Origin of the sequence: Limosilactobacillus oris, assembly GCF_025311495.1 — a bacterium.
GTDB classification, from domain to species: Bacteria; Bacillota; Bacilli; order Lactobacillales; family Lactobacillaceae; genus Limosilactobacillus; species Limosilactobacillus oris_A.
In genome coordinates, this window is sequence record NZ_CP104398.1 from 1,561,256 (window position 1) to 1,574,406 (window position 13,151).

General features: G+C 54.1%; 9 protein-coding genes. 6 read left to right on the forward strand and 3 right to left on the reverse strand.

All coding sequences use genetic code 11. The annotated features are described in order from the left end of the window. Positions 1 to 48 precede the first annotated feature (48 nt). Positions 49 to 1,164, forward strand: coding sequence for an MFS transporter (locus tag N4599_RS07785; RefSeq protein ID WP_260902519.1), 1,116 nt, complete (start codon positions 49 to 51; stop codon positions 1,162 to 1,164). Positions 1,165 to 1,221: 57 nt separating this feature from the next. Here N4599_RS07785 and glsA read toward each other — a convergent pair whose 3' ends face one another. Together glsA and N4599_RS07795 are read right to left on the reverse strand one after the other, a co-directional pair. After that, positions 1,222 to 2,142, reverse strand: coding sequence for a glutaminase A (glsA, locus tag N4599_RS07790; RefSeq protein ID WP_260898887.1), 921 nt, complete (start codon positions 2,140 to 2,142; stop codon positions 1,222 to 1,224). Between the two features lie 70 nt (positions 2,143 to 2,212). Continuing rightward, positions 2,213 to 3,049 carry a metallophosphoesterase gene (locus N4599_RS07795; protein ID WP_260898890.1) on the reverse strand — a complete coding sequence of 279 codons (837 nt, stop codon included), beginning with the start codon at positions 3,047 to 3,049 and terminating at the stop codon, positions 2,213 to 2,215. 224 nt (positions 3,050 to 3,273) lie between these two features. Between N4599_RS07795 and N4599_RS07800 the strand changes: the two genes are divergently transcribed. From N4599_RS07800 to N4599_RS07815, 4 genes are all read left to right on the forward strand, one after another. Further along, complete coding sequence (locus N4599_RS07800) at positions 3,274 to 5,127, forward strand: DUF6933 domain-containing protein (RefSeq protein WP_260898892.1); 1,854 nt, start codon at positions 3,274 to 3,276, stop codon at positions 5,125 to 5,127. A gap of 121 nt (positions 5,128 to 5,248) precedes the next feature. Beyond that, the gene (locus N4599_RS07805) at positions 5,249 to 8,323 is read left to right on the forward strand and encodes a KxYKxGKxW signal peptide domain-containing protein (RefSeq protein ID WP_260898893.1); all 3,075 of its coding nucleotides are present in this window, start codon (positions 5,249 to 5,251) and stop codon (positions 8,321 to 8,323) included. A 34-nt stretch (positions 8,324 to 8,357) separates the two neighbouring features. Then, a complete protein-coding gene (locus N4599_RS07810; protein ID WP_260898896.1) occupies positions 8,358 to 9,332 on the forward strand; it encodes a KxYKxGKxW signal peptide domain-containing protein in 975 nt (324 codons plus the stop codon). A gap of 189 nt (positions 9,333 to 9,521) precedes the next feature. Further along, complete coding sequence (locus N4599_RS07815; protein WP_260898899.1) at positions 9,522 to 11,282, forward strand: peptidoglycan amidohydrolase family protein; 1,761 nt, start codon at positions 9,522 to 9,524, stop codon at positions 11,280 to 11,282. Between the two features lie 118 nt (positions 11,283 to 11,400). Here the strand turns inward: N4599_RS07815 and N4599_RS07820 are convergent, their stop codons facing one another. After that, a complete protein-coding gene (locus N4599_RS07820) occupies positions 11,401 to 12,237 on the reverse strand; it encodes a DegV family protein (RefSeq protein WP_260898901.1) in 837 nt (278 codons plus the stop codon). Positions 12,238 to 12,379: 142 nt separating this feature from the next. Here N4599_RS07820 and N4599_RS07825 point away from each other — a divergent pair, with 142 nt between their 5' ends. Next, positions 12,380 to 12,895, forward strand: coding sequence for a DUF1836 domain-containing protein (locus N4599_RS07825; RefSeq protein ID WP_260898903.1), 516 nt, complete (start codon positions 12,380 to 12,382; stop codon positions 12,893 to 12,895). The last annotated feature ends 256 nt before the right edge of the window (positions 12,896 to 13,151 follow it).

Genomic DNA, 13,151 nt, shown 5'->3' on the forward strand with positions numbered 1-13,151 from the left:
GCAGCTGTTAAGCGCTGGGGGACGTTTGCGCTGCTGTACCTTGGTTACATGTTGCTGTTTGCCGACCGGACCGTCATGAACATTTCGCTGGCCTACATCGGCAAGGATTTTCACGTGGGGGCGGCCGCGTTAGGGACCACGGCCAGCGCCTTCTTCCTCGGCTACACGCTGATGCAGATTCCAGGCGGCTACTTGACTGACCGTTTTGGCAGTAAACGACTGATTATCATTTCACTGCTGGCCTGGTCGCTATTGACGATGGTAACTGGCTGGGCCTGGTCGCTGGTTGCCCTGATTGCCATCCGTTTCCTCTTTGGAGTTGCGGAGGGGCCGTACCCAGCGGCCGCATTGAAGCGGATTTCTGAGAATTATGATAAGAGTGAAAAGTCGCAGGCCACTTCGGCCCTGATTTCATCAAATTACGCCGGAGCAGCGGTGGCGCCGCTGCTGATTGTGCCGATTATCGCCAGTGCCGGCTGGCGGAACGCCTTCGTCTGGCTCGGTGTGATTGGCCTGGTCGTGATGGTGGCCTACTACTTGGTCGAACGGCCGATTAAGCAGGCGGCGACGAGCGGTGCCCAGCGGCCGAAAATCGAGTGGCGCAACATCGACTCGCGGGTCTGGGTATTCGTGGTCATCGGCCTGGCACTGAACATCATCACCAAGGGGCTGGAAACCTGGATGCCAGTCTACTTCCTGCAGGAGCGGGGGATCAACCTCAAGAACCTGACCTGGCTGGTACCACTGCCGGTGATCTCGGGTGGAATTGCCGCCTTGATTTCTGGTTTCGTGATGGTTCACTGGTTCAAGGGCCGGGAGCGCTGGATGATCAGCATTGCCTCCTTCCTGACCCTGGCATTCATGTTTGGCCTGTTCAAGTCCTCGTCGCTGGTCGCGGTGGTCACCTTTGACGTGCTGATCTACTTTGTGAAGTCCCTGGCCTTTACCGGGATTTTCAGCTTTACCGCCCAAATCTTGAGCGAAAAGACTTATGGTTCGTCGATTGGGATCGTCAACTTCGGCGGCCAGCTCGGCGGCTTCATTGGGCCGCTGTTGATTGGTTGGCTCGTCCAGTTTGCCGGCTCCTACTCGGCGTCCTTCCTCGGCTTGGTCATCAGTGCCTTGGTGGCCGCAGTAGCCTGCTTGTTTATTAGAAAGAAATAGTTACGAAAAAAAGCCATTGGCGGCGGTCCAGACCGTTGCCAATGGCTTTTTGACTAGCTAATACTTGAAAATATCCAATTTTAGTTCCCTGCTGATCATCTCCAGCAGGGCGAGGCCGGCGACGCTATTGCCGACCGGGTTGAGGGCTGGGCTGAAAATGCCGATGCCGCAGTGGCTCGGGGCCGCGGCCACGAGTCCGCCACCGACACCACTCTTCGTTGGCACGCCGATCTGGACCGAGTAGGTGCCCGATTCGGTGTACAGGCCGGTGGTCATCATCACGGACTTGGTGTAGGTCGCGGCCTGGCTTGAAATAATCCGTTCACCATTCCACGGGGCAATCCCGTCATTCGCCAGCACGGCGCCCAAGTTGGCGAGGCTTTCGCAGGTGACCATCATCGAGCACTGGCAGAAGTAAGTATCGAGGCTGGTCGTGACGTCGTTGTTGAGCGTCCCCCGGGCCTTGAGGTAGTAAGCCAGCGAGCGGTTGCGGTCCCCAGTTTCCAGTTCCGAGAGGTAAATTTCCTGGTCCAGCGTAATCCCCGGGTCGTTGCAGATTTTCCGGCTAAAGTCCAGAATTTGGTCGAATGGCGACTGGCCGTCCTGTTCCTCAATCAACGAGGAAATCAGGATGGCGCCACTGTTGACGAAGGGGTTGAGCGGCTGGCTCTCTCCGGTGATTTCCATGTTTAGGATGGTGTCAAAAGGAAAGCCGGTCTGCCGGGTGCCAACCTGCGAGCTGACAGCTTCCAGACCCAATTGGTCAATCGCGTAGAGCAGTGAAATTACCTTGGACACGCTCTCGACAGCGAAACGAACCTGGGACGCGCCCGCCTGCTCCTTGTGGTCGTTGGTTACGTCGAAGAGGCAGACCCCCAGCTGGTACGGGTTAACGTTAGCGAGGGCGGGAATATAGGTTGCCACGTGCCCTTCGCCGATTTTGCCCCAGCATTCATGAATTGCGTTTTTAAGATCCATCAAAACTCCCCCTGCGTCAGATAATTGCTAAATATATAATAGTCGAAAATATCCCGGGTCGCAAAATATCCTAAAGCTCGATTACCCGGACTGTTCGTTCCCACTGGCCGGCGAAGGTCGCCGCCTGCCACTCGTCATGACGCTTTTTGTGAACCCCGACCGCCTGGTTAAAGTAGGTCAGGCCGGCGCGGGTCAGCGGGGGATGAACCCCGTGGACGTGCCCGTAGAAGACCGTCTTGACGTTTGGGTAGTTTTCCAGGAGCCGGCCCAAGCGGTCACTGCCGAGCATGGCGTTGATCATCTGGTAGAAGCGTTCCATCCGGGCCGTTTTGATCCCCGCCGCCTTCGGTGCGAGCAGGTGCTGGCAGGGGACGAAGTGGGTGAGGAAGAGAACCCGCTTGTGGTCGCACTGGGCCTGGTCGAGGAGGACCGTGGTTTGCTGGAGGACCCGGGCCATCCGGGCCTGGTCGGTTTCGTGCTGGTCGATCGAGCCGTCGAGCCAGTAGACTTTCTTCCAGCTTTCCACGGCGGCTGGCTGCTGGTAGTAGGACGAAAAGGAGTAGTCGTACCAGCCGTTGTTGCCAATCAGGCGCCAGTCGCTGCCGGGGAGGTCGACGGCGCGGTTGTGCAGGTAGCGCGGGTCGGTGGCGTGCTCGACTTGGTCCGCGGTGACGTGGTTGAGCAGGTCGTGGTTGCCCAGGATGTAGTAGATGTGGGTTTGCGGTACCCGGGCTTGCAGGCGGGTAAAGTAGTCCCGGGTCTTCAGGTAATCGTTGAAGAGGTCCCCGGCGAATAGGTAGTAGTCGATTGACTGCCGCGCTAGCCAGTCGGCCTGTAAGTCGAGTGCTGTGTCAACGGGGACTTGGTTGACGTCCAGGTGGTTATCACTGCTAACGGCAATTTTCATCGCTGTTCACCTCCTGGGATAATCATGCCAAGCGGCGGGGAAAAGGTCAAGACGGTGGCGCCGCTGTTTTTGGTATTCGAGCGAAGATATAAAGAGATATAAAACGGGAGATGGACCAAATGAACAAACCCTTTAAGACTGGCTTGCCGAAAGCGGCCCAATGCCTTATTCTGGTATAAACGAAAACGGTACCAATCGAGATTGGTTGAGGGGAGATTAAATCCATGTATATTAACGTTACCGCCAAGGCCCAGTCAGTCTTTCGCTTTTATCCGCAGGTTGCGGACCCGGAAGCAGCCAAAGCGCAGGCCCTTGCTAACCCGCTATATTCCTGGCACGCCACTTACTTTTCCGTCCAGCACCACCGGCAGGTTGCCTTCATCAATGACGCGGCGGACCTACTGGTGATCCTGCCCAACGTCTACTCGCACGACTACCGGCGCTTGCAGAAATTATTTGAGGACCAGCTGAGCGACCAGCTCCACCGCCTGGGACTAACGAGCCGCCAGATCCACCAGTATCTGAAACAGGCTGGCCCCTGGCAAATCAACCGGACGATTAACCGCCAGATCGTTGGTAACCTGACCCAGGCCATCCGGGATAACAAGCCGCTAATCGGCGGTCAGGGCCGGGAGACGCTTGCCGGTCTAGCCCAGCAAATCAGGCAAGCGGTCAAGGCAGACAATTCGCTGGTAGAAACGGTTATCTTTGGCGACTTACCGGCCTGGCAGAAGGGCGCGGCAAAGGGACAACAAGCTGCCGGGGGGAACCGCCGTCTGCAAAACGTTGCTAACCAGCTCCACTATCTGGAGGACCACCGCGGCAAAATTAAGGAAGAGGACTATGAAAAGACCGTAGCGCGGATTAGCGAACTAAACCAGCTGCTGATCAATGCCTTCGTTGCGGCTAATCCGGCTGGGCTTAGTGCCAAAACCCTCCACCGGCACCAGGACCGGCTGGAGTTCTTCTTAAACAGCATTGTGGCCTACCAGCTCAGCACCATTTACGGTCCGCTGGTAACTGACCTGGAGGAGCCACTGGCCCACGGCGCCACTATTAATGAAATGCGCCAGGTGCGGACGGCCCTGAAGAAGTTTTTCCAGTACCTGAATGAGCAGGGAGTGTTGAGCGATGACGACCTGCAAAAGGATAAGGAGGAGCTCCGCTACCAGCTGGTGGACCAGTCGATGGAGGAGCACAACATTTGGGACAACCTTGACTTTGCGAGCTTCTTTAACCCGCCCCAGCTGACCCTCCCGCTGTTTGATGCGGACACGGAGCAGGTGCTTGCCAGCTACTGCGCGGCCTGTGCCAACCTGTACGGGGTAATCTCCTGCGACCAGGCCTACCGGATCATCATGAAGCAGAATCCCCAGCTGCCGGTGGGACCGCACCGCCTGGCCGACTGGTTTGAGGCCCACCGTGGCGACCAGGCGACCTCCTTTACCATTGACGAGATTGGCGGTGACGGCTCAATTATCCATCCGGCAATTTACCGCCAGGACTTGCAGCAGCGCCTGCTGACCGACCAGCTCGGGCTGCCATTTTACTTGCCGAACAAGGAACAGTTGCTGAAGTACCGCTTTTCTGCCTATCAGGAGGACGGTCTGGCGGTGCGGAAGTACCAGCAGAGCCTCGTGGAGGACGTTCACGTACCGCGAGAGGAAACTCTGAAGTGGACCGCACGGGTACGCCGCCTCTTTAACGACCAGTTCAACCGGTCCTTTACCGACAACCAGGCGGACTTGGAGCGGGAAATGGCAGCCGAGGGTTATACATGGGATAGTCCGGCGGCCCGGCAACGGTGGCACGCTGCCCTGGCCGCCCTAGTGCCTGGCCTCCGCTTGTTTGTCAACCGTGGCCTGACACTGCCCGAGCGTGAACAACGGCTGGCGGTGATTGAGGAGGTTAAACGACACAAGGGCTTAACACCCGCGGTGGTTGCCGAAATCAAGGCAGCCCGGTTTGACCCGCTGGACATCATTATTGGGACGACCTTCCTTGACGGGCTGACGGAAGAGGAGAAAACCGCAATTGTCGACCAGCTTAGCGCGCTGGACATCCCAACGCTGGGCTAACTGATTTCAGACCGGGGAAGGTCGACCGTTAACTGAAGAAATCGGCAGATTAAAGAAAGTAGCGGCAAAATCTAGCATCTATAGTAGAATAAACGGAAAAGTTAAAATTGGGGAATTATTTATGACTAAAGAACACAAGAAGTTATATAAAAAAGGTAAGCTGTGGCTAACGGCGACCATCCTGGCATTAGCATGGGGAATCGCCGCGGGCGGCGGAACCGCGGCTGCTGATACGAACAATAACCAGCCAGCGGTGACCGCTACTGTAAACCAACCTGCTGCTGGAGCTGCCAGTAATCTCAGCACGCCTGCTAACAATCAAACAGCGCCGACACCAAGTACTAATTATGATCACCAGGATCAGGGCAACTATGCCAGCCTAGATAGTGTAAAGCTGAACAATCTAGGGGAGGTAGAAGTTAGCGGCTGGCACGCCACTAATGCTTCCGTTGACCGGCCCAATCATTGGCTGATTGCTTATGATCAAACTACCCACACCGAACTGAACCGGGTTCAGGTTAAGACCCCCGATGACCGCCCGGACGTTACCAAGGTGCACAATGTTTATAATGCCAATCAATCTGGTTTCCACGGTCAAATAGAGCTGGGTGCGGACCCGATTGCCCGTGGCGACACGATTTCTATTATTAGCCGGTATAGTCGGGATGCGGCCGGCAACCAGGACTACGTTGATTACTGGTTTAGCCCGTTTGCACTGGACCATCGAAACGTGGCCTGGCTAGACCGGGTTGCGCTTGCCGATGGTCAATTAACGCTTGCCGGTTGGCACGCCAGCAATCAGGCAGCAAATAAGCCCACCCATTACATCATTATCCTTGACAGCAGTGATCATAACCGGGAAATTAAGCGGGTTCAGGTCGACCCCTGCAAACGCCCTGACTTGGCACGGGTCTATCCTGGAATCATGAAAGCTGGTCAATCCGGTTTCCAGGCGCAAATCGCTTTACCGAACGACGTGATTGCCCGTGGTGATACCCTGACGATTATTAGTCGGTATAGCAGTAGTGCGGACGGTAATAGCGACTATGTTGACTACTGGTTCAACCCAGTTGCGCTGGGCCAGCAAAATGCCGCGAGCCTTGACGGGGTGTGTGTTGCCAAGGGACAGCTGCAATTAACCGGTTGGCACGCGACTAACTCCCAGGTTGGCCGACCGAACCACTGGCTCATCGTACTTGACCGGACGAGCGGTCAGGAAATTGGCCGGGTCAAAGTTGCTACCGCGGTGGCCCGTCCCGACGTGGCAAAGGTCTATCCATTAGTCAATAATGCAGGACAGGCTGGCTTTGCCGTCCAGCTCAGCACGGCCAAAATGAACTTTAGCCACCAGCTTCAGGTTATCAGTCGGTACAGTGCGAGCGCTGATGGCAACAGTGACTACATTGACTACTGGTTCAACCCGATTTCTGGTAACGAAACCAACCAGGGATACCTTGATAGTTTTGACCTGTCAGACGGACACTCGCTCCGGGTAGCTGGCTGGCACGCCAATGACATTTCCCGCTTAGAAAGCAACCATTACCTTATCCTGTTTGATAATACCGCCAGCCGGCAGGTTGCGGTCACGATGGCGAAGACGGCTAACCGTCCTGATATAGCACGGCTATTGCCAAATCTGGCAACTTCGGGGCAGGCTGGCTTTAATGGGGCCTTTGACTTAACCGGTGTGCAACTGCCAGCAGGACACAGCTATTCCGTAGTGAGCCGTTACTCGACTTCGGCGGATCCCAACGGCAATGGTGGGGATGGCCAATACACTGACTACTGGTTTGCCCCGGTGACGCTTGACCGGCAGGGTTCCTGGCTGGATAACATTCGGATGTCCAAGGATGGTCTCCACGTCGCTGGTTGGATGGTTGCCGCGGGCCATAGCAGCCGGCCATATGCTTACGCCATTGTCATGAATAACGGCAAGGAAGTTGCCCGTCAGCGGCTGACCTTACAGGCCCGTCCGGACATTCAAAAACTGTACCAAACGACTTTTGGAAGCCTGTACAGCGGCTTTAATGACGTGGTGAGTTTGGATCCCGCAGCTGTCAATGGCAACCTGCAAGTGATTTTGCGCTTTACCGATGATAATGGCGGCAACGGGAATGCCGTTGACCAGTGGAGCAGCAATTATTCTGCCAACGCGGGGAACTTTGACACAATCACCGTCAATAGTAATGGGATGTACGTCAGCGGCTGGCATGCAGCTAATGCGTCTGTAAACCAAAAGTACCAATACCTCATCTTCGTCGATGCCCAAAATGGGCAGGAGTTATACCGGATCAGTGTTCCTGATGCTAATCGGGCGCGGGCGGATGTTGGCCGGGCCTTCCCGGCAATTTACAACAGTGACCACTCCGGCTTCCAGATTGGCTTTACAATTCCAGACCAGATGCAACATCACGTTGTCCGGATCATTCACCGCTACAGTAATGATGCGGGCGGCAACGGCCAGTGTACCGATTACTGGTCGGGTCCAGTGGACGTGAACAGCTATGCCCAACGGTTAATAGCAGCGTGGAGCCAGATTATTAATAACTTCGGCGCCCCCGTTGACATCGCTATTCAAATGCCGGCAACTGGGCAGGTAATCTCCTGGACCAACGCCCCCAACCACCAGTTCATCACGGCCAGTTCGGTCAAGGTAAGCATCTTATCACTATTGCTGCACAATACTGGTGGCAACCTCAATGGCTACCAGCAGGACCTGGCTCAGCGGATGATTCGTTACAGTGACAACAACGCCACCTCAACGATCACCGCTAGTTACCTCGGTGGTAATGCCGGAGTTAATAACATCTTCCACGCGCTGGGGATGAACTCTTCCTACACTGGCGAACACTGGGGCTGGACGTTGACGACGGCCAGCGACCAGTTAAAATTGCTCAACGAAATTTTCCTGAAACCCCACTCTGACTATTTAAACGATGGTTCCCGGAACTACATTAAGTACCTGATGAATACCGTGTCACCAGCCCAAAACTGGGGAATTTCTGCCGGTAGCGGCAATTTCTATATTAAGGACGGCTGGAACTATATTGATAATCCGTACGCCTGGAATGTCAGCAGCATTGGCTATATTCCAGATAAGTACACGATTGCAATTTACACGGAGGGCAGGCCGCTAGCAAATGCCCGTACGGTAATTGAACAGTTAGCACGGGTAACCCGGTCAATCGTCGGTTAAAGGGGAGAGTTTGAATTGAAAGAACATAAAAAAGATGTATAAACGGGGCAAATTATGGGTAGCGGCAACGCTTTTTGTGCTGGCCCTCGGAATTCAAATTGGGGGTACTACAGACGCGTCTGCTGATACGGTAACGCCGGCCCAGCAGGTGACCATGCAACAAACTAACGTGGCTGCCCAAACCGCTCCACAAACTGAAAATAGCAGTTATAACAAAGCGGATCAGGGCAACTATGCGGCCCTCGACAGCGTCCAGCTTAACCAGCAGGGACAATTAGAGGTAAGCGACTGGCACGCGACCAACGCGGCAGTGAACCGGCCTAATCACTGGTTAATTGCCTATGACGAGACCACTCGGCAAGAGCTTAACCGGATTCAGGTGCAGACTCCTGTTGCCCGTCCGGATGTAGCGCGGGTCCACAACGTTTATGACGCGGCTAATTCCGGTTTTCATGAGCAGTTGAACCTTACTCCGGCAGCGATTACAAATGGTGACAGTATCACGGTAGTCAGCCGCTATACGGCCGATTCCGCAGGCAATGGTGATGCTGTTGACTACTGGTTTGCACCGTTTAAGATTGACACGCGCAACGAGGCCTACTTGGAAGGAACTAAGCTGACGGATAACCAGCTGGTGGTTGGCGGCTGGCACGCGACCAACCTGGCGGCAGATAAGCCCCAGCATTACCTAATTGTGTTGGACACCAGTGACCACAATCGTGAATTGGGGCGGATTAATGTGACCAACAGCGCCCGTCCCGATGTGGCGCGGGTCTTTCCAGGAATTATCAATGCCGCTCATTCCGGCTTTACTGGTAAATTCACTTTGCCGGACTGGGTGATCAGCCGCGGTGACACCTTAAATGTCATCAGCCGCTATACCTCGTCGGCTGATGGCAACAGTGACTATGTTGATTACTGGTTTGCGCCGGTTCAACTAGGCCAGCAAAACGTTGCCAACTTGGATAATGTTCACGTCCAGAATAACCAGCTGGTGGTGAGCGGCTAGCACGCGACTAACCAGGCCACGACGCACCCTTACCACTACCTGATTCTCTTAGACCAGACCGCCAACGGCCGTGAACTGGGCCGGGTTAAGGTTCAGGATCCGCTTGCCCGTCCCGATGTAGCCCGGATCTATCCACTGGTTAATAATGCGGGACAATCTGGCTTTCAGGGTGTCTTTGACCTGGGGAAAGTGAACTTTAACCACCGTCTTCAGGTCATCAGTCGTTATAGCGGGAGTGCAGCTGGCAATAGTGACTATGTTGATTACTGGTTCCCCACGTTTGGTGGCCCGACAGAAAACCGGGCTAACCTGGACGGGGTCGATTGGTCGAATGGACAGCAGCTCAAGGTAACGGGGTGGCACGCTAATGATCTTTCTCAGCTAGAAAGTCACCACTACCTGATTTTGTTTGATAATACCGCTAATCGGCAGGTAGCAGTGGCTGCTGGTCAGGGTGCCGCACGCCCAGATGTAGCGCGGGCCTTCCCGGAGATTACGACTGCTGGCCGGTCCGGATTTACCGGGACGTTTGACTTAACGGCGGCCCGCCTGGACCCGCACCATCAGTATTCTGTTGTTAGCCGTTATTCGACTTCGGCGGAGGGCAACGGTGGCGCTGGTCAGTATACTGATTACTGGCTTGGCGTGACGATGGGCCAGCAACGGGCCTCCTACCTGGACCGAATTAAGATGGAGAATGACGGTCTGCATTTGGCTGGCTGGATGGTCGACGGCAATGCAGCGGACAAACCGTATGCTTACGCGATTGTTCTCAGCGATGGCCGCGAAATCAGCCGGACCCGGCTTCACATGGTCGCCCGGCCGGACATCGCCCGCCTGTATCCGGCTAACTTTAATAGCCTGAACAGTGGCTTCGATGCGCTCGTGTCCCTTAATCCAGCCCAGGCTGGCAATAATTTGCAGGTCATCTTACGCTTTACGGATGACCCGGCCGGCAATGGCAACGCTGATGACCAGTACAGTGCGGTTTATCCGACTAATGCGGGTTACCTGGACCAGTTTAGCTTGTCGCCGACGAATTTGACTATTAGCGGCTGGCACGTCAGCGACCAGACGGCGGGGGAAAAGTACCAGTACCTGATCGCTCTCGGGCAGAATGGCCGGGAGATCCAGCGCTGGCGCTTGACTGATCTCCATGCACGACCAGATGTTATAGCTAGTAACCCCGCCATTTTGGAAAACGACCAAGCTGGTTTTGCCACTTCAATTACCATTCCGAACAGTATGTATGGTCAAACGGTGCAGCTGATTCACCGTTATACTAATGATGAAGGCGGGAATGGTCACTATACTGATTGGTATGCAGCGCCGGTCTATATTCCGGCAGCAGTGGCCGACCCACGTGGAATCCAGCGCTTTGCTGGGAATACCTACTACTTTGACCCGACAACCCGCCAGCCGGTGACAAACCGGTGGGTGGATGGAGTCTACTTTGGTGCGGATGGCCGGATGACCAACGGCCAGTTCTCCGCCCGGATTATCAATTGGTTTGTGGCTCATGAAGGCAAACTAACCTATTCCCAGCATGGGGCACGGAACGGTAGTGATGGGACTGCGGACTGCTCCGGTTCGATGACCGCGGCCCTGCAGTCAGCAGGCGCGACTGCCCCGGCGCGGGTTTATGCCACGAGCAACATTACGCCGTATCTGCTGCAAAATGGCTACCGGCTGATTTACCAAGGCGCCAATGAATTTATCCCCCAGTATGGTGATATTGTCATTTGGGGCCACATCAATAATCCGTGGGAAATCCGCCACATCGTGATTGCTAGCGGTTCTTCTGATAATCAACGGGCAATTTCCGTCTGTTGGCTGACCCAGGGCCAACCTGGTACTGCCGTGCAGGAAGTTGGCTATGATTGGCACTGGAGAGTACACGGGCAACAGTACCAGTATGTCTTCCGCTTGGCCGATCCAGCACGCAATTAGCTTTAGGCTTACGGTTGAAAATTATTTTTAGAGAATAAGGTAAAACGTCTGTGTTTGGTTGGAAAATCAAACACAGACGTTTTTCGCATTCTTCACTTTGAGTATTTTGGCAACCGCCCTACTTTTCAAAGCCGATCATGAGACCGCCGTTCTCTGCGTAGTAGGAGCACAAGGCCCCACAGGCCGTAATGCTAATGATGGCGTTCGGGTAGTGCTCGCTGATTGCGGCTGCCAGGCGGTCAGCCTTTTCGCGGCAGTCGACGTGGTCAATCAAGACCCGGCCACCAATATAGCCCTGCTTTTCCATGACCTTGACAATCTTCTGGGCCGTCTGCTTTCCGCCCCGCAACTTGCCAAGCATTTCGAAAGTTCCCTCAGCGCTGGCGGTGCCGTAGATGCGAAGGTTGAGAAAGTGGGTCAGTTTTGCAATCGCCGGACTTACCCGGCCATTATTAGCGAGGTTGTCGAGTTCTTCCAGGACGAAGAGCAGGTCCGTTTGCTGAATCTGCTGGTTCATGAGTTCGACGACTTCGTCAAAAGCGTATTGCTGGTTGATGAGGGTCGCCAGCTGAGAGGCGAGCAGCCTAATCTGGGGGCCAGCGGATTTGGTGTCGAACACGTGAATCTGGACTTCCGGGTGGTCCGCCATGTATAGGTCTGCTGCTTGTACGGCGGAGTTATAGCTACCGGACAGGGCACTGGTAATGGTTAAAACGTATACCTCATCCGCACCGGCAAAGGACTGGAGCCAGGCTCCCACGCTTGGGCAGGCAGATGAAGTGGCCGTTTTCGTGTTTTTCAGAGCTTGCCGAAAGTTGGCGAGGTCTAATTGCTGGTCATCAGACCACGGTTGACCATTCACGACTACGGTCAAAGGAACGTTTTCGTGGGCGACCCCGCCGATGACTGGTTCAAATGAATTTGCACCAGAATCTGTAATGATTTTACTTGTCATTTTGTTTACCCCGTTAATCATTTTTTAACAGCATAGCCATTTTAGTAAAACTTGTCAACGGTTTTTAAAAAACTCTTTATTAGGAGGATGTTGACACTAAAGCTGGTTCGCCCGTAAAATAAGGTTTGGGAGGCGGAAAACAATGAGTGCAGACGAAGTCAACGAAAAATTTAACCTGCCACGGTACCAAGAATTACCCGCTATGGGACTTTATTTAAACCAGGTCGTTACCTATCTCCAGGAATGTGTAGCGCCGTTCGCGAGCGTCAAAGTTACCAGCTCGATGGTCAGCAATTACGTGAAGCACCAGTTAGTGACCCGTCCGCAGAAAAAACTGTACCGGCGTGAACAAATTGCCCAGCTACTCTTTGTGGTAGTTGCCAAAAACGTCATGGAGCAGAGCAATCTCTACAAGGCAATCCAGATTCAACGGGAAAGCTATCAAACCAGCGTGGCCTATGATTACTTCGTTGAAGAATTGGGCAACGTGTCACGGTACGTCTTTGGTCTGCAGAGCCGCCTGGAACGGGTGGGGCACGAGCAGACTAAGCAAAAGCAGATGCTCCGGAACGTGATTATGGCCTTTGCCTACCGTGAATACCTCTACCAGTTCTTTGACCAGGTCGAGGCCAGTGGCAGCGGGAAAGATAGCATCTAGTCAGACGGGAACCCAGGGCGCGATCCAGGGATGAACGTCTTTTTTATTTTGGCGAAAAATAGATTCTTACTATAAATCAGTGATAATGACAAATTTATAAAAAAGGGCCTTAACGGCTAATCAGCAGTAATTATCACAAGATAATCAAATAACGATAGTTAGTAAATTCACAATTTGTCCTAGACAAGCAGTTATAGGTTGCTATAATTATAGTGCATATAATAATCATTGCTTATCAGTTGATATAGGAGGATAA

Excerpts from the sequence above, each read along its gene's own strand:
- N4599_RS07785 (WP_260902519.1), top strand. The coding sequence starts at position 49 with ATGTTGCTGTTTGCCGACCGGACCGTCATGAACATTTCGCTGGCCTAC.
- glsA (WP_260898887.1), bottom strand. The coding sequence starts at position 2,142 with ATGGATCTTAAAAACGCAATTCATGAATGCTGGGGCAAAATCGGCGAA.
- N4599_RS07795 (WP_260898890.1), bottom strand. The coding sequence starts at position 3,049 with ATGAAAATTGCCGTTAGCAGTGATAACCACCTGGACGTCAACCAAGTC.
- N4599_RS07800 (WP_260898892.1), top strand. The coding sequence starts at position 3,274 with ATGTATATTAACGTTACCGCCAAGGCCCAGTCAGTCTTTCGCTTTTAT.
- N4599_RS07805 (WP_260898893.1), top strand. The coding sequence starts at position 5,249 with ATGACTAAAGAACACAAGAAGTTATATAAAAAAGGTAAGCTGTGGCTA.
- N4599_RS07810 (WP_260898896.1), top strand. The coding sequence starts at position 8,358 with ATGTATAAACGGGGCAAATTATGGGTAGCGGCAACGCTTTTTGTGCTG.
- N4599_RS07820 (WP_260898901.1), bottom strand. The coding sequence starts at position 12,237 with ATGACAAGTAAAATCATTACAGATTCTGGTGCAAATTCATTTGAACCA.
- N4599_RS07825 (WP_260898903.1), top strand. The coding sequence starts at position 12,380 with ATGAGTGCAGACGAAGTCAACGAAAAATTTAACCTGCCACGGTACCAA.